Origin of the sequence: Salinispora vitiensis (genome assembly GCF_000378825.1) — a bacterium.
In the GTDB taxonomy this organism is placed as follows: Bacteria; Actinomycetota; Actinomycetes; order Mycobacteriales; family Micromonosporaceae; genus Micromonospora; species Micromonospora vitiensis.
Map to the genome: position 1 here is coordinate 38,613 of NZ_KB900389.1, position 26,795 is coordinate 65,407.

Below are 26,795 nucleotides of genomic sequence, written 5' to 3' on the forward strand. Positions count from 1 at the left end.
GGCACTTCCCCACGCATGTGGGGGTGGAATCACAGCAGTCAGGACCCCCGGATACCGGGGGTCCTAGCTTCTGTTGTGGTCAGTCGTCCGCGCGCACGCTCTAGGGCCCGGTCACTGCCCGGTATCAGCGATGTCCGTCCTCACTGTTCGCTCGCCTTCCGGGCCACCCACTCAGCCTTCAGCTACCACCGCACGCACGGCGGTAGCGACCCCACGGGGGGATCGGATTCGCGCGGAACGGCGGGAAGCCGCCACCGTCGAGGCGGAGGTGACCACTACCGCCGACGGAAGAATCGCGGTAGTGGAGTCCACCTCTCGACTCGCACTCGCGGTCGCCTACAAGGCAGCGCGACGACCTCGGCGGTCACGCCGGTCGTTCCGGAGAGCCGGGCGGACGCCGGTAGGTGTCGATGACCGCGGCTTGGGCCGCCCAGGAGACGTCGATCTGGTCGCTCATGGCGCGCAGGGTGCCGAGCCTCGCGCGTATCAACTGGTGCATCTCGTCCAGTGCCGCCGCGGCCACACGTCCCGCGTCGGCGTCGGCAGCCCGTACAGCCGCGTGCGCTGCGGCGATCTTCTGCGCGCTGCCGTCCCGGCGCGCTCGAGTCAGCCGGCCCCGCGCGGCGCTCAACCGGCGCCGGGCCGCTTTGCTCTCCGCGTCGAGCTCGGCGAACCGGGCTCCGCCGACGACGCTCTCGGCCTCGGCCACCACGATCAAGTCGTTGAGCTTGGTCTCCTCGGCCGCCTCGATCGCGCGGAGCTGCTCGCGTTGACGAGACAGCGGGTTCCGCGGCATCGGCAGATCGCCGCTCACTCGTCGCCGTCCGGGGTGGCAGCCGAGTCGAGGTCAACTACCAAAGGGATGTCCGTCTTCACTGTTCGCTCGCCTTCCGGGCCACCTGCTCGGCCTCAGCTACCACCGCACGCGCGGCGGTAGCGACCCCACGGCACGAATCGCACTCGCCGCACCGATCAGCCAACCGCATGTCGGCCAATCCCGCCAACACCTCGAACCGTTGCTGCAACTCCGCCTCGGATGAGGCGGACACCAACACGACCTTGAGGCCGGCGAACGACGTGGGATGGTCACCCACATTGACCATCTCAGACACCGAAAACGCCGCCTCGTCGGCCAACTCCCGCATCTCTCCCACGGTGACGCCGAGCATCACGACCACCTGACCCGTCAGCGGGTCCGAACCCAATCTCCTGAACATCTATCGTCCAGCTCCTTCCCTGCCAAGCACAGCCGCCAAATACTCGGTCACCGCGTACGCGCCGACCTTCTGCATCGGATGATCAATCCACCGCTCCGCCGCCCTCAGATAGTCCATGACGATTGTCGAGTGCCGCGACCACCGTCCGGCATCCGCGATGCCCTCGATCGTCGCCCCTCGGCGTCGCAGCTCGGAGGCTCCACCGACACGCAGCGAGTGAAACGTGTAGGTGCTGGCGTGCGGGATACCAGCGGCCAGCACCACCGACTGGAACGCCATGTTAAGGCCCCGTGTCGACATCCGGCCGCTACTGTGCACCCGACCCCGCCCGCGTAGATGCTCCACGTCCCACCCCGGACACCCGGTTGTGCTGGTCGACAGCCCGCAGCAGGGGAGAGGTCCGGGGGCGCCACGCCCGATCAGATACGCCGCCCGCGCCAACGTCGCCTCCACCGGGGCACAGCGCCGGGTGGTGGTCACCCGACTCGGACTGCCAGTGCGGGATCAACGGATGCTCCGCGCTCCGAGCGTCCCAGTCGTGCCAGTCCCGACGTGGCCGTCGTGGGTTGGCACACTCGCTCTGAGGCGTCCTAGGACGCGCTACCCGATGTGCCCCACAACTTCCAACGCGTGCAGCGGCGCACGTACCGCTGGCCCGGCGCACCATGCTGAGGCATCAGTGAACGAGGGGATCGCGATTGCCGAGTCCGATGTGCCGGACATGCTCGCGAAGGGCCTTGAGTCGTACCTGACGCGGCCGGCGCTGGCCCGGTCAACGGCGGCGGGTTGGTTCATTCCGTGCGCTCCTGACGTCCTCACCGAGTGCCTGCAACACCTGGCGGAACGTAGACGGGCACCGTCCACGATCAACAAGCACAAAGCCGCGATCATGGCGTGGCATCGTTGCACGGACAACCGGTTCCCGACGGCGTGCCCGCGCTAGGTGTGTGCAGCGCGAGCATGAGCGTACCTTGGCGCGGCAGGGTTGGGTCAAGAAGCGTTCTTCCGCGTTGCGGATCGAAGACGCGGTGCGGTGTCTCAGTGTGTGTGACCGTGCTACTCCTCGGGGGAATGCGTGACGCCGCGATGGTTTTGTTGGGTTTCGCGGGTTTGCTACGGGTGTCTGAGGCGCGGTCAGTTGATATCGGGTGGGGCCGGTGAGGAGGCCGAAGGGCTGGCGTTGCTGCTACCGGGCACGAAGACCAGTCGATCCCCAGCCGGAGTGTCGTATCTGTCGCGATCAATCCGGACAGTGGCTTTCCGGCGTTCCCTCGCCGAAAGAGGGGGTCTGTGCGTCGCCTAGCTGACAGCCCATCGCGGAGGATTGCCTACGCACCGCGTGTGCCGGCAAGATAGCCCGCTGCGGCCCGGGGCGAAATCGGGGGCCAGGACCGGCCGCCCACAGTGGTCCGACGATCTGGCCCCTCATGGAGAGTCATGCGTACGAAACTGTTCGTGGCCAGCCTCGCCGGCTTGACCGCGCTTGCCCTTGCGTGCTCCAGCGGCGGCACCGACGACACCGACAGTCAGGGGTCGCCGGAGCAGACCGACGCTCCCGCCACGGCCGAGACCACCGACAGCACGGCGGAAAAGACGATCGTGTTGGAGGTCACCGGCCCCGACAACGCGCGTGTGAGCTGGGTTATCGGGGGCGACCAGTCGCAGGAGGCGAACGCGACCCTGCCGTGGAAGGAAGAACTCACGCAGGAAGAACCCATCTTGACCTCGGTCAGTGCGCAGATCAAGAGTGGTTCCGGTGAGATCACCTGCAAGATAACCATCGATGGTGAGGTGGTGGAGGAGAAGACGTCTCAGGGCGACTACGCGGTGGTGACCTGTACCGGCAACAGCTTCTGACCTGTCACACACAGGCAGCACCGGGGCGTAGATCGGTAGCTGCCGTGTGACGTACGGTACGGCTCATGGCTCACGACGACAACGCCGCACCACGAGACCCGTCGGGATGCAGCCCGGATGAGCTAATCGACCTGCTCACCGTCGGCGCGAGATTCGGTGGCCGCCCGACGATGCAGGCCGCGGTGCACCTCCTGACGTTCACCGCGTTCCCACACCAGCATGACGCGGTGAGCATGCTCGAATTCGACAACGACGACGACACGGACGCGCCGGTCACAGCCGCGTTCGTCCGCGACTGGCCCACGGTGGAGTCGATCGCGGTCGCACGTCGGTGGGGCACCGGCGCGCAACGGCTGGTCGCCCTGGCCGTGAGCCTGGCCAGCGGTGAGCCCGTCGACCTACGCGACGCCGTCGTGGCAGGCGGCCACGCCCACGCCCGCCGCGTCATCGAGGCAATGGCGATCGCCACCGGCCACGACGAGATGCACGCGCTCACGCCGACAGCGACGCTCGACCAGCTCATCGGGTGACGGTGAGCACCTAGCGTACGGCTCGTTGACGTTGCCGTGACTAGGCGCACCTGGTCACGGCGTCACCACCACGCGGGAATCGGTCAGCTTCGCGGCCAGCCAGGGCGGTAGCGCCGCGATGGGCCGGTTCCGGCTGATCGTGTACGGGCGGCCGTCGACAACGGAGCCGGGGCCCACGAGGTAGCCGCCGAGACGGCGGCCGGGAGCGCGGACATCGATGCCGGGCCACCGGCCGATCGAGCTGGGCACCACGCCGGTTGGGGCGCGGAAGTACAGGTGCAGCCCGTGTGCGGTGGCCACGGTGAGGGTGTCCGGCCACGGCCAGCGTGCCGCGGCGCACAGCGCCCGCAGGGTGTCGACACCATCGACGCCGTGCTTGCGGTCCAGGTCCAGCCCGACCACGTTCGAGGCGCGGCAGGCAACACCGATGTTGACGCCATCGGGCCAGCCGGCGACTGTCGCGGGGTCGGTCGTGATCTGGCGTGACCAGCCCGGGGCGGCGCCCTTGGCGCCGGCCGGCAGCGGAAACACTGCCAGGCCGGCAGCCAGCGTGGGTCTGGGGTCAGTCCTCATCGTCAACGTCGTCGTAGCAGGTGCAGTCGTAGTGGTTGCGCATGTCGCCGCCGCACTCCGGGCACTCGTGGAGTTCGCGGCGTTCGTCGTCGTCCATGAACTCCTCGTGCCGCCAGCCCGAGCATCCGCTGTTGTAGCAGCCGCAGCCGGGGCACTCGGGGCACACCATGCCGTTGGTCCACCCACACTCCTGGCACATGACCTGGTTAGCGGGGTCGTCGTAGGCGGCCTGAGCGACGGGGAAGGTCCAGTCGTTGCGTTGCGCAATGTCCTGTATCGCCTCCACCGCGGTGACGGCCGTGGTCTTGTCCTCGCCGGCGTGGACCATGCGCAGTGCGACGGCCGCGCGGAAGGCGTGGGCCTGACGCTCGGGCTCTGGCAGGGTCAGGGTGGCGATCACGCCCTGCCGGGCCTGGGTGTAAGTTTCGCCGGTGCTGTCGCGGCGCTGAGTCGCGGCGCGGGTGAGCTTGCGACTATTTTTCGGCATCATCGCTCGTTTCGCGGCCGGGGTACGCCCACGCCCGACCCCAACCGACACGAGATCCAATGCCTGACAGCAGTGCGAGTGGGTGGGCGCTGAGTCTGCGACGTCTTCTCCGTTCGCGGCCCGCCCCCGGCGTGGCAGGGATGGGCTCCCGGATCGGCTGGCGCGGCAGCCGTGCGGGCAGTGTAGCGCAGCCGAGTCGATCAGGGCTCGGTCCGTTGCGGGCGGCGCGGTTTGAGGCGGACCGGTGGGCGTGCCGCTGAAGGCCCTTGCCGGACGGTGTGGGAGGGGAGGACCCCGCCCCTGTGCGGGCACGTCACCTACGTCGGGCCGCCCGTAGTGTGACGTGCCGGGGTCGCGTGCTTACTTCCACGACCCCGGACCGGGCCGGTCCGGGGTCAGTGAAGGGCGGGCAATGCCCGCTACAGATGATCGACCGGCGACAGCCTCAATTAAGGGCTGCAACCTGCCTCAATGAAGGGCAGGTATAACACACCCGCTACAGATAATCGGCGACAGCCCAGATTAAGGGCTGCAACTTGCCTCAATGAAGGGCGGGATCGAGTCCCGCTACGGCCAGAAGAGTATCACGTTGGGCCCTGGTGTGTGCTCTGTCTACCTGCCGCGTCAGGTCCGACCCGGCGCGCGCCAGCAGAAACGGGCAGGCCAGAAAGGCTGCGGTGGCGGCGTGGGAGGACCCCACCCCTGTGCGGGCATGTCACGGACGTTCGATTGAGGGAGTTCTGGGAGCGCTCGTGATTCCGGGTGGGTAGCGCCGGCCCCACCGGCCACGATGAGGCGTTTTTCCTGCTCACCACGCCCGACGAGCGTGCGTGCGGGCAGCATGACTGACCGTGGGGGGAGAACGGGGTGACGTACCCGCACAGGGGTGGGGTGGGTCGAGCGGTGTTGAGGCCGTCCCCACGCGCGTCGGTGTCGAGTCGCCCCCGGGCAAGGGGGCGACTCGAGCGACCCGACACCGGGGGGCTACTCGCCGTGGCGCGCTAGGAGTTGTTGCGCGGCTAGAAGGTCCGGGGTCCATCCAGTGTGTGTGCAGGCCAGGACGAAGCGGTCGCCCTCACGGCGTAGGGCGGGCTGGTAGTGCCAGCCCGCCGCGATGATGAGCATCGTCGGGTCGGGCGCGAACTCTGCGGGCAGGGGCATGGTCTCGCCCGTGCGGGCGAGCAGGTCGAGTACCGCGCGCCATGCCCGGTACTCCGCTCCTAGCTCGTTGAGGTCCACGGGGTCGGTGCCGTCGAAGGCAGTCGGTGGGTGTGTGCCGGGCGAGGAGGGCACTGCGCTACTCACTGGGTCCCTCCTCCTGGTCGTGGCCGCCCGTATCGGTTTAGGTATGCCTGGTCCAGAAGGGCTGACGGTAGTAGCTGCTTCAACGCGAGGTCTACGATCTCCTGTCGGTTGAGTGCCTTACCCGTGACCGGTGGGGTTACCAGGCGTAGTCGGACGGTGGCATCGAGCGCATCGATGACGTATTGAGGTAAGTTGAAGCCGGCGAGCTTGCGGTCAGTTTCTGGGTCCACCATGTGGGGGCCCACCATCGCGGCGAGCGACAGGGCCTGCGTCACATCCCCTGTTTGGGGGAGGTTAGTTAACTGGTTAACCACGCCGCCGGATTGTGCGGTGGTGGCTGGAGTCTGCGCCGGGGGTACTTCCTGAGGCTGCACGTTCGCCGGTTCCTGAGGCTGCGTGTACACGGGTTCCTGAGGGGCCGGCGGAGGCGAGGGTTGGGGTGGGGCTTGCCGCTGTACCGGCGAGGGCGGCGGGAGCGGCGGCGGCGGGGGCGGGACCATAGGTGAGGTTGCACCGGGAACCGGCTTCTTTGTGGTCGCCATGGGGATCTCCTCTCGTGGCTAGACAGTAACTTTCAGTAGCCGATGGCCTTGACGAGTTGTGCCGCGTGCGCGGCGAACACGTCCTCGAGGCGACGTGCGGACGGGTGGTTGTACGCCTCCAACGGCTGGGCGTCGGACAGTGCGGCGGCGAGGGTGTCGTACAGCGGCACGGACGGCGTCCAGATGAGTTCTGGGCCCCCGGCGGCGGCGAAAGCCTGCGGAAGGTTTTCCTCCTGCACCCTGGCCGTGGCGGACAGTTCCCGGCGGGCTTTGGTCACGACGACCCCGACGACTCTCACGTCTTCCAGGCCCATAAGAACCTTGTTGGCGTTGAGGTAGGACACCACGTTTACCCCACCTTCGACCGCGTCGTAGTCCAGCTCGACGGTGATCAAAAGTCCGTCCGCCGCGGCGAGGGCGACGGCCATGAGGTGGTCCATGCCGGGGTCGGTGTCGATGAGGACCACGTGCCGGTCCTCGGTCTGGCCGCGTAGAGCAGCGAACAGACGCCGTTCCGCGCCGGGCCTGCCCGCTTCCAAATTGCGGTTTTGCATGTTGATGGCGTTCAGGGAGGGCGCTACACGGATGTTGCCTGTCCAGGGGACATCCCACTCCACCGGGACCAGCGTCTGGTGGTAGGTGATGTTCTTGGTGGGGTCGATCAAGTCGGCGGTGCCCGGGTGACCGGCAGCCGCCAACGCAGCACGGTCGATGCCGAACCGTCTCGTGGTGTTGCCCTGGGGGGCCATGTCGGCCACGTCGACCTGCCAGCCGGCACGCGCCAGCGCGCACGCCAGCTCCCGGCATTGCGCGCTCTTACCCACGCCGCCCTTGTTGGAGTTGATCAGGATGGTTGTTGCCATGGGGGGTCCTAACTAGGGGTTGGTTCGGATGGATGCGGCGGCGCGTCAGCGCCGCCAAGGTGAAGGGGCCCCTTCGTGGCTGGCTGCGTCCCGTCGCAGCCTGCCCCGAGGCTCCCCACCGTAGAGGCGTTGTCGGTGGGGAGCGGAAGCACCCCATCATGCGCTCTGAGCAGGTGGTGAGTGCCGGAGGACACGCGGCCGGTGGTGACGTCCCCGCACAGGGGTGGGGTGATGTACCCGCACAGGGGTGGGGTGATGTCACTACCGGCCACGTGTCCTCCTCGCCTGGTCAACAGGGCTACGCCTCAGTTGGTAGATGGTGCCCTAGCTGTTGCTGCGGGTGATGTCATGGAAGAGCACATCTACCTGCCCCAGGTACTCCTTCGTGCTGCCGGTGTGCCCGCAACGGGTTGCGGCTATCCCCGCAGCGTGCACCAGCTCGGCGAGCTTGGCGGCTATGCCGCCATAGTTTTCGCGGGAGGGCCCGTCGATCTCTCCACTGGCCATCGCAAAGACCCCGGTTGCGAGCTGTTGCGCTAGCGCCAGCAGCTTCCGTAGGTCCGTGCCCTCGAGAGATCCGAGGTTGGCTTTCCCGCAGCCAACCTCGGTCAGCAGAAACCAGTAGTTGTGCCCGTTGGGCTCCACCGAGAACCAGCCACCCCACACGCCGCGGCGCAGAGCCCATTGCAGACGGGTGGGGTTGCCCTCCACCTCGTCGTCGGGGCGCAGGAGTCCCGGAGGGACCGCACTGGCGATGGTCTGGTAGTCGGCTTGCCCGCCGAGCTGCCACAGCAGCTCGGCAATGAAGTTGAGTTCCCGGTCATCTGCCGTCCCCTCATCCTGAGGGGACGGTTGCGGAAGGTCTTCCTCAGTGACGGGGGTGTGCCTTGAGGCACGATCGGGTCTGAATCTGAAGATTGCCGCTAGGCGGTCATTAGTGCGAACCATGGGTCGCCCTCTCGGATTGAGGATTGCGGTGGAGTTCCAGCACCCCACGCGCCACCCACATTAGCGGCCCAGTAGAAGTTATGCAACTAGCTTTGTTGGTTTTTCGCTGATACCGGTACTGGCCTCGGTTGCATCCTCCTTTCAGGGGAGGTTAGTTAACTGATTAACTAACCTCCTCTGTGTGGACGCTTCATCCCGTCGAGTGCCCTACCAGTCACCCTCAGTAGAGGGTCTGGTAGCGGAGCAAGCGCCATGACAACCTGAATACGGGGGCACAACGCCCCTCCCTCTGACATCAGAGGGAGGGGCGTTAGCTCTGACCCTTACAGCCCCAGAGTGAGGAGCCTGCAATGGGGGACGACATCATCAATCCCTACTGGGATGCGGTGAGTGGCTACGTGGACCCAACCGGATCAATCCCTGGGGGCACACCGACCGTCGGTGGATTCGGGCTGACCCAGCACGGAGGGCAGGGCACCGTTACCGACTGGCTGTCTGTGCGTCAGACCTACGTCGCACGCTACTCCTGGACGATCACCGCCCCGGACACGCTCCGCTTCGTCGCCGCGCACTCCCAAGGTCACCTTCTGGACCCAATGGCAGGAACCGGCTACTGGGCGTGGCTGCTGGCGCAGGCCGGGGTCAACGTCGTCGCGTACGACCGACACCCGCCCACGCTGGGCTCTGACAGCAACCGGTGGCACCGAAACGTCGCCGCGCACTTCCCGGTCACGGAGGCAGACGCCGAGGACGCCGTTTCCTGGCACCCTAGCCACACGCTGCTGGTGTCATGGCCGCCACTTGGCTACAACGCGAACGCGATCCTGGACGCCTACCAAGGCAACCGAGTCATCTATATCGGAGAGAAATATGGTTCGTGCGGTGATGATGACCTCTTCACCACGCTGGAGCAGCAGGGCTGGAAGCTCGTGGCTAGCTGTGTACCGGTGCGGTGGCACGGACTTCGAGACGTCGTGCAGGTCTACGACCGGAGCTAGCCGTAGCCGCAGTGAGGTCATCAGCGACGCTGCAAGGTACAGACACTCAAGGTCTCCAAAACGTACAGCTAGTACTTACGGGTGAGGCTAGTTAACTGATTAACTAGCCTCACCCGTAAGTACTAGGCCCTCGACTTGGTGCGCCAGCTCTGAACGCACGCTGATACCTGTGGCGTAAGCGTGCGTTCAGAGCTGGCGCGTACTTCCTCGACTTGGGGCTACCCTGCGTCGGCTAGCGAGCGTTCTCGTTGCTGGGGGTCGTCCCACCACACCCCGGACTTGCCGATAGCGCGAGACGGCTGGCGGTTGGCGCGTTCGCGTTGCCGGCGAGCGGTGATGTCGGACAGGACCGCTCGTGCAAGCGTCGCCCCTGTTGCCTCTGGCCAGACCTCGGCGTAGTCGGCGGACACGGGATCGCCCGGCGTCGCCGCCCCGGAGGGGCCGGCGGCGCGCACGCGGGCGGGGTCTTCATAGTGCGGGTCTTCATAGTGCGGGTCTTTAGTGGATGTACCCGTATCGGGGCGGGGTGTTGTGCCTGGGGAGGGCTGGGGTGAGGTGTACATGGGGGGGGCGGGTCCGGCGGGTTGTCCACACGTCGGCGGTTCGTCTGACCGTGCCGAGGTGAGATCTTCGACCGGAGGCGGGGGCATCGTGCCCGCGGCCTCGGCCGCTTCGGTGGCCTCGGCGCAGCGTTGTGCGTCGCTGACCGGCGTGTCCTGCTCTTCGGGGGTCAGGACGGCTTCCCACAGTCGAGCGGCCTGGGCCGGCGTGACCCGACGGGCGAGTGGCAGGATCAGTGTTTCCCTGCCGGGGCGGGCGTGGGTGAGGATGAGGCCGGCGTCGGTGAGTTCGCGGACGAGTCGCGGCAGGCTGTCGGGTCGGACCCGGATCAACTGGGCGAGTTCGCGGCGGGCTAGGGCGAGGGTGCCGCGTTGGGGGCACCGCTTCCACATGCACAGGGCGTAGAGACGCCAGGCCAGGGCAGAGACTAGTGGGCCGGTGCTATCGTCGCCGATGCTCCATTCGGGGAGCTCGACGTAGGGCACGCCCGGGATTACCTGCCGTTCGGCGGTGAGTTTGCAGCCCCGCCGGCGGGAGATCATGAAGACGGGGGCGTCGGGCACCAGGGCACTGGTGGAGGCGTGTGGGCGGGCGAGTCGTCCTAGGCACTTGGCGACGCCGGATTCGGAGAGGCCCAGCCGGCCCGCGTACCAGGCGCGGGAGGCGACGGCGGGGCCCCGGTGCCGGCCGGTCATCACGTCGACCAAGCCGAACAAATATAGATCGCTTGGGGAGTGGTGGGCAGACAGCACGAGCAGGACAGGTAGGCGGACACGCCGCCCCCTAACGGTCATCTCATCGGGGAGCATCGGGGGGTTTCCTTCCGGCCCCCTGTGCGGTAGGACGTGGCCCGTGGCGCATGGTGCTACCGGGTGCACTTTCCCGTGTGCATCCGCTATGCTCGTCCATGCCCCGCGCAGGAGGGCTGAAAAATCGGTGTTGAGTGTGCGATTGGAGATCGGGAAGCTCGATAGAGGTGTCGAACACGAGGTGTGTCAAGCGCGACCAATCCTCGGGGTCCGGTTGAGTTCCCGCTTAGTCCTGGACCTTATCCCTCCTCCACAGTCCGAACATCCTGTGCGTTCGCCGGCCCCCTACACCCCCGGGTGAGGGGGCCGGAATACTTCTCAGCATCGACACACGCTGTTCATGTTGCGACGTGTCGCCGCCGATGATCCTAGACCCATTGACCGTGCGATGGGGAACACCCTTGCCGGGATTTATCCGGCGCGTCGGCGCGCATCGAAAACGGCCTTGGCGTCCTTGCAGGCCCCGCACTGGCACAGGTGGTTGACGTAGCCGGAGTAGCCGTGCTTGATGCCCTCCACAATGTAGGGGCGGCCGGCGGCGTTCGCGGCGTCACGGGCGTCACGGGCCGCGGCCCGCTTCGCGGCCATGTAGTCGGCCTTGGCCCGTAGCCCTCGACGGGTGCGGTCCCGGCCCTTCGAATAGGCGCTGTACGCCGTCGGCGTACGCGAACCCTCGATGGTCGCGGTGTTCATGGCCCTACCTCCCTCGTGGTCTTCGCGCCGTTAGCCTCGATCAGTGTGACCCGCAGCGCGCCCCGTTTACGGCGTGTCGGGGGCTCGCAACTGTGTCGGCGAGCATCGTACTCCCGCCGAACCCGCTCCTGATCCATCGTGTCTGCATCGCGGTCGCGGGTCAGCTTCCACGCGCCGTACACGCCGTAATCAAGGCCCGCGATGACCGAGCCCCAGAACTTTTGGTCACGTTCGGCCTCCCCCTTGCGGACCGAGGCGTCCTTGTAGGAAGACAGCGCCTGCACCGCCCGGGGGTCGGGCGGATGTACCTGGGGGATCGCGCCGGCTACGAGCGACGTTTGGGCGCCGATCTGCCCGGGGACCGCGTCGGGGCCCCAGCAACGGCGAAGCCACGGACAGGCGTCGCAGGTGAATGACAGGCCCGGCCCGCGATCCTCAGCCGGGGCCAGGTCAGGATCATGCTCGGCGTATCGGCGGATCTCGGCTATCCGGTCGATGACCTCAAGCGCGGCGCGGGCGGTGAACTCCTCCACGATGACTTCCACCTCGCCGGTGGATCGGTCCATGTAGATCCAGATCGCCCATCGGGTCGGCCGCCCGCCCTGCTGGACGGCGAGGACGTAGCCGAGGACCTGCAACCGGTGCCGACGGTACGGCGACACGTGGTAGCGGATGGTTTGCAGCTTGTGCGCGCCGACCGTCTTGAGGTCGACTACCGCGCCGGGCGGCACCAGGTCAGCGGTGCCCGTGATCGCGACCCCGGCCGCGTGCAGGACCACGGGTAGCTCGACCTCGCCGCCCATCTGCTCCGACAGGCGGGGTAGCAGACCTTCGTGGTACCAGACACCAAGGTTGGCTTGCCGGCCCTCCTCCACGGGCGGGGTGTCCGACGGGTCGACGCGGGCCAGGGCGTACGCGGCGGCGCGGGTGCACCCGCCGATCGAGGACAGGCCCAGGTGGTGTGGGTCCCGGGCGCGTTGCGTGGTTTCGGCGATGAACGCCTGGGACACCCCCTTGGCGACGAGGGCGCGCACCTGGTCGGCGTCGGCGGTCAGGAGGTCGATCACCGCTGCTCGCCGCCCTTGGGAGCGAACGGGGGCCGGTACTGGCCGCATGCGGGCAGATGGTTACCGGTGCTCACGATGTGCTCGAGCGGGCACTTGCAGGCCATACCCGTCGTCGTGCGTCCAAGGTCGACTACGGGTGTGTTGGGCACCCCGACGGTGGGTGGTAGCCCGTCACCGGGTGGGGTGTCGGCCTCCCGCTGGGCTTCCTCGGCCGCGACCGCGCGGTTGCCGGCGTTGATTAGCGTGTCCTGCACGGTGAGCGGTACCGAGTCGACGGTCCCGGCGTACAGGCCATGAAGACCCAGATCCACCGCTTTCTTCATCTTCCGGCGGAGGTCGGCCCAGGACAGGGTGTCGACACCGGCGAGGAATTCCATCACGTCCGCGCGGGGCACGGCGTTCCCGTCGGCGTCAACGGCCTCAGTGGCCTCGGTGGCCTCGGTGGCCTCGGTGGGATCGTCACCGACCGCGCCGGTTTCCAGCTCCTCGGGGAGGTAGCCGAGACCTAGCACCACGTCCGGGGCGAATCGGCGGGCGAGTCGTGCCAGGCACCGCCACCACAGCATGTCGCCGGGGTAGCGTCGCCACCTGGTGGTTAGCAGCAGGTCGGCGCGCATCGCCTCCCGGATGCTCCAGCGTGCCTGCCCGCCGGGCAGGCCGTCACCGCGGACGAGCTGGGCGCACACCTCGTGGTCATCGGCGCGCAGGATGTTCACGCGGTGACCCGCGCGGACCAGCAGCCCATACATCAGGATGCCGCTCATGCCGCCCTTGCCGTCGGCGCTGAAGTGTAGGTGTGTCCACGCCACCGGTAAGGGGATGTCCAGCGCGATGGCGTGGCCCATCAACGCGACGAGATCACCGGGGTTGGCCCGGTAGTCGGTGGGGATGACGGTGCGTCCCCGCGCGAGAGCCTGCGCGTACCGCCATTGCTCGGCGGGCTCGAGTGGGCCCGCGTACCGGCCACGTAGTTGCACCATAAGGACCGGGTTCGGGGTGGTGGCCGGCAGATGAAGCCGACGGCCGGCAGATTTGCGGGCGCGAAGCTTCCCGGGGGTAGGTAGTAGCAGGGCCCGTTTGGGATGCCGGGCCCGAGGGGTTTGCGTCACAAAATCCCTTTCAGTCTGGGTCTTGTGGGACGCGCAGCACACGGGGCGCGTTAGACAGTCCGCTCGCAGCGTTGCTACCGTGGGCGTGCGACATCCCGCGAGGGGTGTTGCGAGGCGAGGCAGTTACCGACCTCCACCTACGTGGCAGTTGGGGCGTGCTCGTCCTCTCGGAAGATCCGCCCTCCGTGCACCGTTCTCGGTTTTCCAGCCTTTGTCCGGGTGCGTCGGGGGGCGGGTTTCGTTTACTCGATGGCCTTCCCCTTCCCCTTTTGCGACGTGCGGGGCGTGACCGCGGTGGGCACGCTGCCCGGAGCGCGGCGTGGGCCACGCTTGGAGGAGCCCTGCGGGATGTCGCCGTACTCGTCGGGGAGCTGCCGGGCGGCGGCGAGGTGCCGCGACACCTGTTTGCGGTTGAGGCCGAGCCGTTCGGCGACGGCACCGCGCGCCGCCGTGTCGGTGAACTCTTGGGACACGAGCTTCCGGTAGGTGGTGACTACCGCTTTCCGGACCTTGTCCCGGTTGTCGTTGTGGGCCCTCGGTTTAGTTTCGAGGGTTCCCCGCGGCCGTCCTGTTGGGGGGAGCTGGCGTGCCTGCCCGGTGGCATCCAGGCGGGTCCGACCGGTGTCGTCCCACGAGGTCAGGCCCCACTTGAGGATCGTGTCGGGTTCCCATCCATCGCTGCCGCCCAGTTTCGCGGTGGCCTCGGGCAGCATCTGATGGTTAACGCCTACCCCGTCGAGGTCTACGTGGGCGGCCTTGTCGCGCCAGGTTTGCCCGTCGCTTTCCTTGCGCCAGCGCCGCACGGTGTCGAGAGTGACGTCGTAGTGGTGGGCGATCTTCTCGTCGCGGGTCCTGCGGCCCCCGTGCACCCAAATCCACACGGTCTGTACGCCCACGCCGAAAACTCTTGAGATCGTGCTGCAGTCCCACGGGCCCGGGATAGCCCGTAGCTCGTCCATCCGGGTTTTGCCTTTGCCGGCGGCCCTGGCCGCTGCGGGTTCGCTGGTGGCCATGCGGTCACCTCCTCGGTTTGCGGTACGCGGGCGTTCACCCGCGTCCACCTGGTCAACACACTTCTTGACCTTGACGATACGTGGGCGCGTAGAAAGCATCAATGTGAGTTACCCACTTTCCGTCGGCCGTGTCGGGTAGTGCAGGTGCGGGGCGCCCCCGGCCTCGCACCGGGGGCGCCCCGCACCTGCACGTCAGCCGGCGGCGGTGAAGGCCATCTGCAACAGCGCCCGCACGGGTGCCTGCGGGGTGAACAATGACGCCCACTCCGTGTCACCGCTGGGGGTAAGGCGCTGGACCACGGGGGCGTACCTGCCCCCCTCGCCGCGCGGGATTTCCATCCGCGCAAGTCCTTTACGGGCCTCGAAATTCCACCGGCCCGTGTAATCGGCGCGGGCCGGAACGAACCGTGTCGTCCAGCCCGCCAACCTCAGGGCCTGCTCCACGTAGGCAAGGTTCGGTCCTCTGGACTCCTGCTGCTCGGCCATGAAATGTCCTCGCTCTCTCGGGTGGTGAGAGGGGCGCAGCAGCCCGCCCAACGTTGCAGGGTGACTGATAGTCCCCGGCTTCACGTGCGGGGTGCGTCCTCTCGGGGCATCTCGAGCCGGCGAACCCTCCGGACTTCCAGCTCCCCGGGGCCCTGCCCGACTCAAGTCCCTCAAGGATAACGCGGACACTAAAAATAGTCAAACTATGCTTGATGACTTACCGTGGGGTTCAGGTGGAGGAGGCACCACCTGCGGCGTGCCTGCAACACGAAACAGCGCCCCCGGGTCACCGGGGGCGCTGTTTCGTGTGTGCTGTCTCCAGGGTGAGGCGCATTCCGATGCAGAGGCGGGATAGACCCCCCTCGCCTCCGCGTGGCCGCCCACCCCCGGTGCCTGACCGGAAAGGATGGGGCAGCGCATCGCCGCGAATGCGCCAAGGAGTCCTCAAACGATCAAGAGCCCAGCCTGACGGCTGGGCTCTTGATGTGTCCCTGACGGCTGGGCTCTTGATGCGTCCCCCTGTTGCCCTCATGAGCACCGCTAGAGCGGGGAATCTTCTACGCGGAACCGGTATCGGGCTCCGCCTCCATGTGACTGCCCTCCCGAGCGTGGTGGGCGTTGAACTCGTCAACCAACCAACACACCCACTCCTGCCGAGTGGGTCCCCATTGGACCGGGAAGCGGCCTGCCCCCCTTGCCTGGTACGCCGAGCAGAACGGCTCGAGATACGTTGCCGCAAAAGCGGCGACGTCATCGACCACGAGCACCGCCCGCCATGGGGCGCGTGCGTCGTCCACGGGCGTGTTCCGGGGGGCCGGGTGCCGCTTGACCCACTCAGCGGCCGAACGACTCGAAGACTTGTCCTTACTCATGCGCGCCTACCTCTCGGTTGAGACCCGGGGTTCCAGCTCCCCGGGCCGGGCTCATGGCCCCGCCCTCACGCCTTTCCGGTGTTTCCAACGGGGCCTGGGTCAGTGGCAGTCATCCCGCGATGACGCCTCTGCACCCACACGGTAACGAGCCCCAAAGTAAGCGGCAAGGGCTACTTCATGATTTTTGTATGGCCTAGTTAAGTGTCGGTCTCCGGTTCCGCAGGATGGGCGTCGTTCCATAGCGACTCGAAATGCTCCAGGAGCCGATCAAACGGCCCGCCCTCCTCGCGTCGCCTGAAATGCTGGGTCAGCGAGTCGTGACCCAGCCCCGCGCCGATGTGCGTGGCCAGCACCGCCTCATCATCGAAAATCCACACTGACGTGGCGATGTGCCGATCGGACAACCGTACGGGCATCAGATCGGCGGCCCCCGACTTGGCGATCTCCATCCGCGTCATCTGGATGCGGGTCGCCAGCTTGAGCGGGTGGGCCTCGATGTCATCACGTGCCCGGGTGACCGCCGAGTCGGGGTCGCCCAACAGCCACCGGACGTCCACCCCCTGACCAGCCTTAGCCGCTAGCTGCGCGCGGGCCTGAGGCGCGTCAACAAAGATGAAGTACGACGTGTACCCGCCGAACAAGATCCGCCGACGCGCAGAGGTGATCATGTCTCGCCAGAAGTGGCGGGGCACGTCGGCCCGCCGTGCGTACATCTCGACTAACTCGCGGTCAGCGCCGGTTTTGAACCGGCGACGTACCGCCTCGGACCAGAGCATTTCCGGGTCCTCCCCGAGCAGCTTCGCGACGGCCAGACGCGTGGGCTGATGAGGCACCCGGCCCTCGGTCACCCACCGGCACACGGTTTTCTCGTCCACTCCCGTCCGATCAGCGACCTGCGTGTAGGTCAACTGTGCCGCAATCAGAGCATCCCTGAGCACGTCATTACCAGGCATCGTCGGTGACCTTTCCGAGGTGTCCACACAGTGTCGCGCAAAGTGCGGTTCGCGTGCCGGCCAGCCCCTGGCAGGCTCGAAGGTGCCCATCCGAGAGGGCGAGTCAGCAGTTGATCGATCCGAGAGGACGAGCACGCCATGCACCACAGTGGAGATGTCGAACTGCCCCCGTGGGGGCCCCGCCCGAAGCCCGCCGACGACAAGCCGGGTAAGGAGTGAGCGGGGAGCCCTCATGGCATCAGCCGAGGCCACGCCCGAGGGTGTGGTCGTGGCTCCCCAAGCGGTGCGTGTGTGGTGTGCCCTGGCCCTGCCCGGAGCGTAACCGGACACCCAACACGCCCTTGTGAATGACCTTCCACCACCACGGTGTTGACCCCGGGCACCGTGGACTCCCGGGGGGGGTGCCGTCCGGGTGGTCGTGTGGGCAGCGACCACCCGGACGACATGGGCACGGGGCCTACCACCAAGGCCAGCCCCACCCGAATGACACTCACGGCAGTAGCCGGCCACCCCTCGCGGCGATCCTCACGGTTGGTCAGTGCCTCCAGGGCAGAGGCCAGCTCACAGGCCTCGCTCTACAGCTAAGGCGATCGTGCGCTCTTCCTGGGCCCATCACGGCATAGCGCGATCATGGCCGTCCCGCCTCGTCCCGGCGGCAGCAGCCACAGCAGAACCCTTCCTCGGCGTGGTCGCATTGCCCGCCCGGGTCGGCGGGTTCGGCGCATCGGCCGTGGGCGCAGGGCTGCACCCACAGATCAGCGCAGTAGGTGTGCCGTTCGGGTGTGAGGCACGGCTGCACTGGCAGCCCGTCGGCGGGAGCCCAGCACCCGGGGCGGCAGACCGCAGCGTGCCGCCACCCGTCGGGCGTCTCGGTGAGCAGCCCGCGACACTGCCCGCAGCGCCGTAGGGGCTCGGCCATCACGAGGTGGCCGGACAGCAGCCCGTCGAGGACCCCCATCAGCGCCCGTGCCTCAGTGCGGTGTTCGGATGCGCCGTCGGCGGCCACGGCCGCGGTCCCGTCGCGAACCTTGGCGAGCGCGTCACCGCTGCCGGTCCAGGTGCGTGCGTCTCGCAGTGTGCTCCACATCAGCGGGACCGGTTGGCCGGTGGGGATCACCATCACCTCCCACAGCGTGTTCACATCCTCGACGCGGTGATAAGCCCACACCCCGTCAGTGGAGACCGCGCCGATTCGGACGCGTCGGCCGCGCATGTCCCGCGCGTAGACGACATCCCGTAGCGGGGTGAGGCGCGGCGGAGCCGGCCGGACGGCAGTGGGCCTCATGCGGCCCACCGCGTGGGCTTGGCAGTGGTGGTCCGCCGGAGGGCGTCAGCGATGACACCGCCGAGCCGCAGCCCCAGATACGTGCAACCAAACCCGGCGAACCGCTGGGACTGCCCCGACGTGTAGACCGCGATGACCACGACATCACCGCAGGGCGGTACCTCGACCAGCCACCTCCGCCGGAGCGCGTAGACCGTGCTCGTGGCGGTGACATGGATAAGGGTGGCCCGGGAACCGGGTAGATCCTCGGCGAACGCCACGCGCCACGCGGCGGCGTCCTCATAGCAGGCGAGAAAGATCATCGTGTGCTGTCCTCTCGGTTTGCCCGGGTGAGGGGTTCCAGCTCCCCGCCCCGGGAGGGCGTGTACGGGGGAGGTCGCCGAGGGCGCGGGGGATTGCCCCTCTACCGCGCCCCCGGCCTCTCCCCTCGGGTTTGGCGGGCGGATCGACAGCCCGCGCTGTATCCACACGGGCTGTCGATCCCCCCGGCAGCAGTCCTGCTGGGCCGCTACCGGGGGCCCTCGACCCGCCACCACCCACACTAGGGGGCCAGCTAGAAGGTGTCAATGAGTCTTTCAAAGTTTATGTGTGGCTTGCTATCGTGGGGTCTCCGTCGTGCGTGGAGTCTCACGCGCCGCTTTTAAGGGGTGGGCGCTAAGCGGTCGGGGCGCTCCGGGGGGCGCGCGGGAGGCTTTCCGTTTACGGTTCGTCGTCAACGCGAAGCGGCTCCCGCAAACGCAGCTTAGAGCCCAACAGAAATTGCCAAACAGTGCTGGACAACTTCTATGCGGTCTAGATAGTCTCGGAGTTGCGGAGAGGAGCTGGAACCTCGCCGCAAACCACCGCGTTAAGTCGGCGCGGTTTCGTCGTACGTCCGTGGAGGAATGGAGCCATGCTCGCCCCTAGTGCGTCCCCTGTCCATTCATCGCTCACGCGCATCAAACCGCGCGGGTGCACCCGTCGTCCGGGCGTGAGCCAAGGGAGGCCGCGTCGGCGGCCGTCCACGAAAGGACGATCGTGACACTGACAACCATCTCGAAGTCGAAGAAGCTCGAACTGTTGGGGCTGCAATTCGACAAAGACAAGCTTCGGATCGGCCCATACGCGGTGCGTGACCTTCAGGACGCGCACACGAGCCGCCCCGGCGACAAGCGCATCGTCGCCGCCAACTTCATCGCAGTGACTATCGACGTATCGGCTGGCCAAGACGGGTCACGAACCGTGACCTGGCTGTCCTGCAACCGATGCAACAGGGTGTTTCCGTCGACCAGTGCGGTCGAGGATCACCTGTCCCGGGAGCACGCCAACGGCGAGCGCATCGCCAGCGCCGGGGATATCGTGGCGTCCACCCCCCACCCCCCAGAGGAGCCACCCACCGTGGGCGACAAACAGACCTCGTTTGAGGCACGAGCGCTAAAGACCCGCGAGGCGTATGACGCGTTGGTCGAAGACGAACGGAAGCAGGGGCGGCAGCTCGGCATTGTTAAGGCGGCCGAGCTGTTGCAGATTCAGACGTCGACGCTGTCCCGTCGGCTCGAAGCGACCGGCCGGACACGGCAGTCGCGCAACCGCGACAGCCCGCAGAAGACCCGCGCGGCATACCTCAAACTGCGTGACCAGGAGCCGGGCATCAGTCAGGTCGCGGCGGCTAGGCGTCTGGGCCTGAACCCGGCGACCTTGCGACGGCGGCTACAGGAAACCGACGTGGAGCCGCAGCTTCCTGCACAGGTGTCGGTGGCACGTGCCGTTGATCCGCAGCCTCACGCACATTCGGTAGCGAGCGCCGTGGACCCGGAGCAGGAACGGAGGATCGACACCTATTTGGAGTTGGTGGAGGAGTTGTCCTCGTCCCGTGACCGGTGGAAGGAGCGTGCCGAAAGAGCCGAGCGTGAGCGCGATGCGGCTAGGAAAAAGCTGGACGCCGTGCGCGCGGCCGTTCAGGCAACGCTGCCGGTCATTGAGCAGGACTGACCTGCCAACGCCACAACTCATGGGAGCGTAGAAGGGTGACGGGATTTGATCCGTTGGGCTGGCTCGCGCCCCCAGGGCCCCCGTCACCCCCGGCCATGCTCCGGCTCGACAGCGCTGCACGACCAACTTGCAGGCCACCAGAAACCCGAGAAACACCCCTTGTGTGATTCTAGCTGTCCCGCTAGTGTTTGGGTTGTGGTTGGGGAGCTGGACCCCGACCCGAACGAGAGGGGAGTAGCGAATGGACTTCGCCGAGCTGCAAGCGGAACACAATGCGGCTATAGACGCTGGCAAGCCCATGGCTGTTATCGCTGAGATCTCGCGGAAGATCCGGGACTACATCATGTCGGGAAAGCCGGTTTCGGCTGAGAAGCCGAGAACCGGGAAGCAGCACCCCCCGGAGGGGAAGGCCGAGCGGCCGACCGACCAAATAGCCGGTCTCCCTCCGGCCACGGATGACCAGCGCGCCTATGTGCACGACCTCATCCATGGATTGGCGCCGCGCCTCTCGGTCGACCAGGAGGAGATCGACGGCACTATCGCCGACACCCATTCGCCCGCGCGCCGGGCGATGGAACTACATCTGGCCATCGAGGAATTTCTGACCATTGCGGACGAGTGTCGGCAGGCTCGCCCATTGGGCGACGAGTCCCCCCGCCTCCCCGACGGGTGGTATGTGCTGGAGGGTGGCGTGTATCGCATCGAGCGGCGCACGGTTGCAGGTAATACCGGTATTGCCGTTCGGTCCGCGGGGCCAGACGGTACACCGGGGCCAGCAGTCGCCTACCGGGCGAAGAAGAAGGAAATCGTGGAAGCCCTGTCGAAGGACCCGGTCACCGCTATGCGGGCGTACGGGCTGCGTACCGGGCGGTGCGGGCTGGACAACACCCTGTTGGAGGGGGAAACCGCTCGCCACTATGGGATTCACGCCGCTTGCCTGTGTAGTGCCTGACACCGGGTGAGGGCCCGCCGCTACGGCGGGCCCTCACCCGCCGGCCCCGCAGCAACCGAATGCATCCAAAGAGGAAGTCTCGGGCGGGGAGTGTCCGCGCGACTACTCTTAGCGTATGGTCACGCGGTAGATCGCATCGGACTTCATCGTTGGGCAATCCGGGGGATGGTTGGTGTGTTCTACGGTTGGGTATTGTCTTCGCGAGCGGCCTTAACCTACCCTCACCGGCCGCGCGTCGTTACTGGCCGGCATCGTCGGCGTTTTACGCACACAACAGGTCTAGCTTGTGCCCGCAGGGTCTTACCCTCTGTCGACGTAGTGGTTCGCCCCATCCACGGTGTGTCGTTGGCGCTTCCCCCCGTGGCGCTACGGCGGCCGAGGTGTTAGGGCTGTTCCCCGTCGGCAGACCGGAGGACGGGGGCCGGGCCGCCTCAGGCGACACGGCCCCCGTCGGGCCCTCTCCCACGCGACCGCGCGACTGGTCCCGCGTGGGGTGGAGGGAACGGCGACGGTGCGAGAGTGCCTGGAGGGCGTGGCAAGCCCCGCGCAGCCCTCAACAGCTCTCGCGCCGTCGCCGCCCGGTTGCCCTCAGTGTGAAGTCATTCGGTGTGCGCGATGTGGTGAGTCGGGTCCGCCCCGCAAGTGGTTTCCGGGGTGGGGCGTAGGGATCAATAAATCTACGAACGCAAGTTTACAAGTCGGGTGCCAGACGTTACCCCGGGCCGCCCCCCGGATGCCACCGGTAAGGGTCCGGTAAGGAGTGCGCTCTACGGCCGAACCCGCGTGAGCGAATCGTTGTATACCTCTGCGCAAGAGCGCACCTTATGTGGGTTTTTGGGCCTAGCCGGATGGTCGGTCAACGAGGTTCGGGTGAGCGGGCCCCATCGCTAAGGGTGACCCTCCCCAAAACCAGCCCACCAGAAACGCCTAAATATCCCTTGAATCTTTCTATCTGGCTCGGTAATGTGGGTCCTGTTGCAGCGAGGGGAGCTGACCCCCCCGCCCTAACCCCCAAGGAGGGCGAGCAGGCCATGAAGTTGAGTCGCGAAGACTACCTGCGCAAGGTCCGCGCTCTTTTAGCCCAGGCACAGGACCCGGCGACCCCGCCGGAAGCGGCGGAAAACATGACCACGAAGGCAATGGAACTGATGGCACGACACGGCATCGAAGTGGCTCTGGCCGCAGATGCCGGGGGGTCGGAAGCAGACCCCATCATCGACCACAAGATGCCGCTAAAGGGCCAGTACCTGACGGACATGATAGTGATTCTGGTGAGTGTCGCGGAACCGCTGGGAATCAAGCACGTCCAGATCCGAGGCCGAGTGCGGACCGAATGCGTAATGCACCTGTTCGGACCGGCCAGCAGCATCGAACGGGCTGACATGCTCTTCACCTCCCTCATGGTCCAGTGTGTAGGGGCGATGGCAGGAAGCCAGCCCGAGGGCTTGAAAGGGCCCGACTTGAGAAAGTGGAAAAGCGACTTCATCTTCTACTTCGCGGCGGCCGTGTATGGGCGGCTGGAGGCGATCGAGAAGCAGGCAACTGACTCGGTTGCGGGCACCGGAACGGATCTTGTTCCGGTGCTAAGTCGACGTTCCGCCGCAGTGGACGAGCGGGTGAAGGCGATGTACCCGCGATTGAAGCGCTCCCGCACTTTGGTGCGTGGGCGCTCCGCCCACGGCAAGGAGGCGGGCCGAAGGGCCGGGCAGCGCGCGGACATTGGCCAGCGCACAACCTCGGACGGGAGTCGCAACGCGCTCGGTCACTAGCACAGTGCCCCCGGGGCGGTAGCCGCCCCGGGGGGCACTGTGAGGCGACACCAGCAATATCGGAAACTGTCAGTAGCGGTACGGCCACCATCCGGGCGGGAGCTGGAACCCACCGGACACGGGCCCCACCACTTGCCGAGAGGACCCGAAGATGAAATTCGTTGTCACCACCGTAGCCAGTAACAGCAGCGGCCCCATCGACCAGGTAACCAGGATCGTCGGGGGAACCCAGCTTGCCGGGCGCTCCGACGCACAGCAGGCCGCAGTGCACGTGGCCATCCGGAAACACCGGGAAATCCTCAGCTCGCGGGGACCCGTGGAGATCGCGGTGAGCAAACTACGCCGCATCCTCTGACCCCCCAGTCATCCGGTGCGCGGCGGGGGAAGCAGTCCCCGCCGCGCCCCACCGCTACGTGATGGGGTTGCGGTAGGCGGCGTCCCAGGTCTGCACGCCCAACAGCCCGTCCACGCGCAGACCCTGATCCTTCTGAAACGCCTTGATCAACTCCTGGTACTCCGGGCCATAGATGCCGTCGCGGCCGGACCGGCGCAGATAACGCTGTCCCTTGCCTGCCGGCCAGCCTCGACGGACGAGCTGCCCGGCCCACTGGGCGAGCCACGTGCGGTCCGCCTTGCCCTTGAAGGTGCGCCGGTAGTAGCCCGACACCGACCGGTCACCGCCCGCCTTCGGGCCGAAGTAGTAGCCGCTGGGCAATGGGAACGGCACGGCCGGGCCCGGTGCCGGCCGAGACGGCGACGGCGACGGCGGGGGCCCGTCGACGGGCATTCCCGCGCGTAGCCACACGTGCAACTCGTCGCCGGGGCAGGCAGTCGCGGCGAGGTCGCGGTGCCCGGTGCGCGTCAGCGTGCGCCCGGTGCGCCGGCACGCCTCGTCATACAGCCATCGCACCGCGGCCAGGACTTTCGGTCCGGCGTCGCGGTCCCGGCCGATGAAACACACGCCGATTGACTCGGTGTTGTACCCGGAGGCGTGCGCGCCCAGAACGTCCCACCCGCGCCCCTCGAAGATCTCACCATCGGCATTGACCAGAAAGTTGTATCCAACGTCGGCCCAGCCACGCGTGTGCATGTGGTACGCCTGAATGGCCTTGGGGGTTTGGTCCGGGCTCGCGGCAGAGTAGTGGACCACGAACCGGCGTCGGTCCGAAACGGCCACCTTTTGAACGCTGTGGGCTGGACGTGCGCCCCACTGAGAACGGCTGATGATCTTCATGCGTGCTCCTTCTGTGTCGGGTGCAGACGGAAATCAGGCCGCTCACCCCAGCAATGTCGGGTGGCGGCCTTGACGTTGGTGTCAAGGACGTTAGAGGGGATAGCCCCAGATAGCCTCGAGCGGCGGAGCGGCCGTAAACGGTGTGCTCATGGACACGCGGACCTGGCCGTCGGACGCCGAGATACCGGAGTACGAGATGGTGATCGACGCGCCGCTGTCGTGGATGTCCAACCAGCCGAACGCCATCAGGTTGGTGTTCGGCGTACCCGCCCAGTAGCCGTGACTCCACAGCTCGAATTGCTGCGTAGAGCCCTGGTCTAAGGGGGCGCCTCCGGCCTGCGGCAGGTAACAACCGGGTGAGGAACCGTCGTCGGCGGCCAGGGCGTGCCGGTCACCGAAGATCACGAACGCTTGCACCTGAGGACGGTCGGCGATCCATTGCCGGATCTCCTGGAATTCGGTGGCGTAGCTGCCCCACCGGTCGCCGCCTGCGGAGTCGTGCCGCCAGTAGATCCCCGACACGATGATCTTGACGGGTTCCGGTTGGAGGAGCTGGTCGTAGAGCCACCCCTTCTGCTCGGCCCCGAGAAGCGTCTTGCTGGCGCTCTCCGGATCGGTGCGGGGTGTGCGCTGCGAACGCGTGTCCAGCACGATGAACCGGATGCGTCCGATGACCATCGACTGATAGATGGCCGTGGACCCCGCCGTGGCAAGCGGGTAGTGGGGAACAACCTGCCGGTAGGCCGCCGCGTTCACCGGGCCGGCGGGAGAGGTGCTGTCGCTGTCGGTGCCGCCCCAATCGTGGTTGTCCCAGACGTAGAGCATGGGCACCGCGGCCGTCATGGTCTGCATGGTCGGTTGGGACATCGACGTGCGGTACTGCGCCAATGCCTCAGCGGTCGACCACCCCGCGCCAGGATCGCGGTAGTGCAGGTCCCCCTCATGCAAAATCCGCCGTGCGAGCCCGTAGGGTCCCTGCCGGGCGGCGATCTGCGCGAACGTGGCCGCGTTGGAGTTGGTCTGGTTGCAGCTACCGAACGCGACCGAAAAACTTGCGACGGTGCCGGGCGTCGGGTCGGTGGTGAACAGTCCCCGCCCGGTGTCCAGGAGCATCCCGTTGGCCTCGAGGCCGTACCAGTGCGTGGTGTCCGGGTCGAGCCCAGAAACGGTGATCTTGACGAACCCGTCTGCGTCCACGGCCGTGTCCGCTGAGTGCACGGGGGAGATGAGAGTGGGGCTCTGCGACACCGCCAGTCTCACCGACGAAACATTCTGCAACGCGTACGTGACGGTTGCGGTGTGGTCGGTGAGCGCCCCCGCCCAACTGAAAAGCACCGTCGGCATGAGCGCCGCGGGCCCAAGCCATCCCTCGTCGGAGTAGCCGAGATCATCCAACACGCCGGCCACACCAAACGCGGCGTTGGTCTGCCCGAACCACACCTCCGTGATGGGCCCACCGAAATCCCCGGTGATCACCCCGGAGTCCTGTGTCGGCGTGATCGCATCACCCGCGAAGATCTGGACCTGGCACGGACGCGCGTCGAACCCTTCCACGGACGCCTCGACACGCCACCAGGTGCCGGCGGCAAGCGCAGCGCTGACCCAGACCACGACGTTCGACTTGTTGTACATGGTGACGATGCCGTCGGCCGACACCGAAAGGCGGAACCGCTGACCGGTGCTGCCGGTGTTCATCCCGCGCAGCACCGACAGGGTGCCGGTGATGGTGCCCGGGTCCACGTACAGGCGGTAATACTGGGCGTTCGTCACCGCCAACGGGTTGACAGCCCAACCGCGCCGCGACGGACCGGCCGGCGACTGCACACCAACGGACATACACAGCAGGCCACGCGCGCCCACACCGGAATACACGCACGTTGAGGCCGCCGAGTCGGTGGACAACGTGAACGGGTTACCCGCCTCGACTTCCCCCGAGTTACCGGTCGTGACTGTCGTCCCGGGCGGCAGACCCGTCTCGAAGCTGTTGGTGAGCCTCACGCCTTCTCCACCGCAACCTGCACCGTCAGGTCAGCACCGGCGGTGGTGGACCCGACCGAGTCGACGTCTACCGTGAGATAGTCCCCGGTGTCCCAGGTCACCACGTCGATAGCGGTCACGAATCCGGACGTACTCTGCCCGTCGATGATCGCCGGCCGCGCAGATTGGTTCGAAAAGATGGTGGTGCCGTTGCGGTTCACGTCGATGCGTATCGACACGCTGCCGGTCGGTGGCGTACCGACGCTCGCCCGAACGCCGGAGATGAGCAGGTTGTAGCCGCTGTCGTTGTACAGCCGGTGCCGACCGGCCCCCACGGTCACGTCACCGATCTGCGACAGCGGCGGAAGGATCGTGCGCGGCACCGCCACCACGTCGGCCGCGTCGGTGGTGACCATCAAAACCCTGGGGCCGCCATCACACTCGGCCCACATCTGCGTGACCCCATCGGGCCCCCGAAACGCCGGTATCTGCCCCTTGGAGCGCAGCCCGCTACCGTCCTCGCTGAGGATCTGCAAGGTCGGCTGGCCGTTTGGGTCCAAAAGGTCGGTGTACTGCGTGCCGCCCGCCTCCGCGTTGTAGAACGTGCACACGAGTCCGCCCTGAAGTTGGGCAAGATCGGGCACCGCGTCGGCGCTCACCCCGTTGAACGTCCAGTCGGCAGGCCCACCGCCGAACCAGTACCGCGCCATGCGCAGCCCCCTCT

General features: G+C 67.0%; 28 protein-coding genes. 8 read left to right on the forward strand and 20 right to left on the reverse strand.

The genetic code is table 11. The annotated features are described in order from the left end of the window. Positions 1-364: 364 nt before the first annotated feature. The 3 genes from SALPAC2_RS0123920 to SALPAC2_RS25375 all read right to left on the reverse strand — a co-directional run bounded on the left by SALPAC2_RS0123920 (position 365) and on the right by SALPAC2_RS25375 (position 1,496). A complete protein-coding gene (locus SALPAC2_RS0123920) occupies positions 365-796 on the reverse strand; it encodes a hypothetical protein (protein ID WP_162561413.1) in 432 nt (143 codons plus the stop codon). A gap of 76 nt (positions 797-872) precedes the next feature. Further along, positions 873-1,217 carry a hypothetical protein gene (locus SALPAC2_RS0123925; RefSeq protein WP_018219157.1) on the reverse strand — a complete coding sequence of 115 codons (345 nt, stop codon included), beginning with the start codon at positions 1,215-1,217 and terminating at the stop codon, positions 873-875. Beyond that, positions 1,218-1,496 (reverse strand): site-specific integrase, encoded by a 279-nt coding sequence (locus SALPAC2_RS25375; RefSeq protein ID WP_018219158.1) that lies wholly within the window; start codon positions 1,494-1,496, stop codon positions 1,218-1,220. 400 nt (positions 1,497-1,896) lie between these two features. On the opposite strand from SALPAC2_RS25375, the gene SALPAC2_RS0123935 reads away from it, so the two are divergent. The 3 genes from SALPAC2_RS0123935 (at position 1,897) to SALPAC2_RS0123945 (ending at position 3,604) form a co-directional block, all read left to right on the forward strand. Beyond that, complete coding sequence (locus tag SALPAC2_RS0123935) at positions 1,897-2,160, forward strand: hypothetical protein (RefSeq protein WP_018219159.1); 264 nt, start codon at positions 1,897-1,899, stop codon at positions 2,158-2,160. A 512-nt stretch (positions 2,161-2,672) separates the two neighbouring features. Next, on the forward strand, positions 2,673-3,074 hold the full coding sequence (locus tag SALPAC2_RS0123940) for an MmpS family transport accessory protein (protein ID WP_223874161.1): 402 nt from the start codon (positions 2,673-2,675) through the stop codon (positions 3,072-3,074). A gap of 65 nt (positions 3,075-3,139) precedes the next feature. Beyond that, complete coding sequence (locus SALPAC2_RS0123945) at positions 3,140-3,604, forward strand: hypothetical protein (protein WP_018219161.1); 465 nt, start codon at positions 3,140-3,142, stop codon at positions 3,602-3,604. A gap of 54 nt (positions 3,605-3,658) precedes the next feature. Here SALPAC2_RS0123945 and SALPAC2_RS25380 read toward each other — a convergent pair whose 3' ends face one another. The 5 genes from SALPAC2_RS25380 to SALPAC2_RS0123975 form a co-directional block, all read right to left on the reverse strand. Then, positions 3,659-4,177 (reverse strand): bifunctional DNA primase/polymerase, encoded by a 519-nt coding sequence (locus tag SALPAC2_RS25380; protein WP_080637027.1) that lies wholly within the window; start codon positions 4,175-4,177, stop codon positions 3,659-3,661. Next, positions 4,167-4,664, reverse strand: coding sequence for a hypothetical protein (locus SALPAC2_RS0123955; protein ID WP_109745467.1), 498 nt, complete (start codon positions 4,662-4,664; stop codon positions 4,167-4,169). Before SALPAC2_RS0123955 ends, SALPAC2_RS25380 begins: the two co-directional genes overlap by 11 nt. Before the next feature lie 984 nt (positions 4,665-5,648). Next, positions 5,649-5,969 carry a hypothetical protein gene (locus tag SALPAC2_RS0123965; protein ID WP_080637028.1) on the reverse strand — a complete coding sequence of 107 codons (321 nt, stop codon included), beginning with the start codon at positions 5,967-5,969 and terminating at the stop codon, positions 5,649-5,651. A 574-nt stretch (positions 5,970-6,543) separates the two neighbouring features. Continuing rightward, the gene (locus SALPAC2_RS0123970) at positions 6,544-7,374 is read right to left on the reverse strand and encodes a ParA family protein (protein ID WP_018219165.1); all 831 of its coding nucleotides are present in this window, start codon (positions 7,372-7,374) and stop codon (positions 6,544-6,546) included. Between the two features lie 324 nt (positions 7,375-7,698). Beyond that, positions 7,699-8,322 carry a hypothetical protein gene (locus SALPAC2_RS0123975; RefSeq protein WP_018219166.1) on the reverse strand — a complete coding sequence of 208 codons (624 nt, stop codon included), beginning with the start codon at positions 8,320-8,322 and terminating at the stop codon, positions 7,699-7,701. A gap of 350 nt (positions 8,323-8,672) precedes the next feature. Here SALPAC2_RS0123975 and SALPAC2_RS0123980 point away from each other — a divergent pair, with 350 nt between their 5' ends. Next, positions 8,673-9,320, forward strand: a complete 648-nt coding sequence (locus tag SALPAC2_RS0123980; RefSeq protein WP_018219167.1) for a methyltransferase domain-containing protein — start codon at positions 8,673-8,675, stop codon at positions 9,318-9,320. A gap of 218 nt (positions 9,321-9,538) precedes the next feature. Here SALPAC2_RS0123980 and SALPAC2_RS27415 read toward each other — a convergent pair whose 3' ends face one another. The 9 genes from SALPAC2_RS27415 to SALPAC2_RS0124035 form a co-directional block, all read right to left on the reverse strand. After that, positions 9,539-10,588, reverse strand: coding sequence for a hypothetical protein (locus SALPAC2_RS27415; RefSeq protein WP_162561415.1), 1,050 nt, complete (start codon positions 10,586-10,588; stop codon positions 9,539-9,541). Between the two features lie 513 nt (positions 10,589-11,101). Continuing rightward, a complete protein-coding gene (locus SALPAC2_RS0123990; RefSeq protein ID WP_018219169.1) occupies positions 11,102-11,383 on the reverse strand; it encodes a hypothetical protein in 282 nt (93 codons plus the stop codon). Further along, the gene (locus tag SALPAC2_RS0123995; protein ID WP_018219170.1) at positions 11,380-12,450 is read right to left on the reverse strand and encodes a PD-(D/E)XK nuclease family protein; all 1,071 of its coding nucleotides are present in this window, start codon (positions 12,448-12,450) and stop codon (positions 11,380-11,382) included. Before SALPAC2_RS0123995 ends, SALPAC2_RS0123990 begins: the two co-directional genes overlap by 4 nt. Then, entirely contained in the window at positions 12,447-13,430 is a 984-nt protein-coding gene (locus tag SALPAC2_RS0124000; RefSeq protein ID WP_018219171.1) for a hypothetical protein, read from the reverse strand. Before SALPAC2_RS0124000 ends, SALPAC2_RS0123995 begins: the two co-directional genes overlap by 4 nt. A 371-nt stretch (positions 13,431-13,801) precedes the next feature. Continuing rightward, positions 13,802-14,455, reverse strand: a complete 654-nt coding sequence (locus tag SALPAC2_RS0124005; protein WP_026185097.1) for a hypothetical protein — start codon at positions 14,453-14,455, stop codon at positions 13,802-13,804. 309 nt (positions 14,456-14,764) lie between these two features. After that, positions 14,765-15,058 (reverse strand): hypothetical protein, encoded by a 294-nt coding sequence (locus tag SALPAC2_RS0124010; RefSeq protein WP_018219173.1) that lies wholly within the window; start codon positions 15,056-15,058, stop codon positions 14,765-14,767. A 1,069-nt stretch (positions 15,059-16,127) separates the two neighbouring features. Continuing rightward, positions 16,128-16,973, reverse strand: coding sequence for an XRE family transcriptional regulator (locus SALPAC2_RS0124020; RefSeq protein ID WP_223874160.1), 846 nt, complete (start codon positions 16,971-16,973; stop codon positions 16,128-16,130). 538 nt (positions 16,974-17,511) lie between these two features. Continuing rightward, positions 17,512-18,168, reverse strand: coding sequence for a hypothetical protein (locus tag SALPAC2_RS0124030; RefSeq protein WP_018219176.1), 657 nt, complete (start codon positions 18,166-18,168; stop codon positions 17,512-17,514). Then, on the reverse strand, positions 18,165-18,470 hold the full coding sequence (locus SALPAC2_RS0124035) for a hypothetical protein (protein ID WP_018219177.1): 306 nt from the start codon (positions 18,468-18,470) through the stop codon (positions 18,165-18,167). The genes SALPAC2_RS0124030 and SALPAC2_RS0124035 overlap by 4 nt, the downstream gene beginning before the upstream one ends. A 715-nt stretch (positions 18,471-19,185) precedes the next feature. On the opposite strand from SALPAC2_RS0124035, the gene SALPAC2_RS0124040 reads away from it, so the two are divergent. From SALPAC2_RS0124040 to SALPAC2_RS0124055, 4 genes are all read left to right on the forward strand, one after another. After that, the gene (locus SALPAC2_RS0124040) at positions 19,186-20,139 is read left to right on the forward strand and encodes a hypothetical protein (protein WP_018219178.1); all 954 of its coding nucleotides are present in this window, start codon (positions 19,186-19,188) and stop codon (positions 20,137-20,139) included. Between the two features lie 241 nt (positions 20,140-20,380). Beyond that, on the forward strand, positions 20,381-21,091 hold the full coding sequence (locus tag SALPAC2_RS0124045; protein WP_018219179.1) for a hypothetical protein: 711 nt from the start codon (positions 20,381-20,383) through the stop codon (positions 21,089-21,091). Positions 21,092-22,122: 1,031 nt separating this feature from the next. Then, positions 22,123-22,860, forward strand: coding sequence for a DUF2786 domain-containing protein (locus SALPAC2_RS25385; RefSeq protein ID WP_018219180.1), 738 nt, complete (start codon positions 22,123-22,125; stop codon positions 22,858-22,860). A gap of 151 nt (positions 22,861-23,011) precedes the next feature. Beyond that, positions 23,012-23,215, forward strand: coding sequence for a hypothetical protein (locus SALPAC2_RS0124055; protein ID WP_018219181.1), 204 nt, complete (start codon positions 23,012-23,014; stop codon positions 23,213-23,215). 54 nt (positions 23,216-23,269) lie between these two features. Here SALPAC2_RS0124055 and SALPAC2_RS0124060 read toward each other — a convergent pair whose 3' ends face one another. From SALPAC2_RS0124060 to SALPAC2_RS0124070, 3 genes are all read right to left on the reverse strand, one after another. Then, the gene (locus SALPAC2_RS0124060; RefSeq protein WP_018219182.1) at positions 23,270-24,094 is read right to left on the reverse strand and encodes a peptidoglycan-binding domain-containing protein; all 825 of its coding nucleotides are present in this window, start codon (positions 24,092-24,094) and stop codon (positions 23,270-23,272) included. Between the two features lie 90 nt (positions 24,095-24,184). Further along, a complete protein-coding gene (locus tag SALPAC2_RS0124065) occupies positions 24,185-26,092 on the reverse strand; it encodes an alkaline phosphatase D family protein (protein WP_018219183.1) in 1,908 nt (635 codons plus the stop codon). Next, on the reverse strand, positions 26,089-26,781 hold the full coding sequence (locus SALPAC2_RS0124070) for a hypothetical protein (protein ID WP_018219184.1): 693 nt from the start codon (positions 26,779-26,781) through the stop codon (positions 26,089-26,091). Before SALPAC2_RS0124070 ends, SALPAC2_RS0124065 begins: the two co-directional genes overlap by 4 nt. Positions 26,782-26,795: the final 14 nt, after the last annotated feature.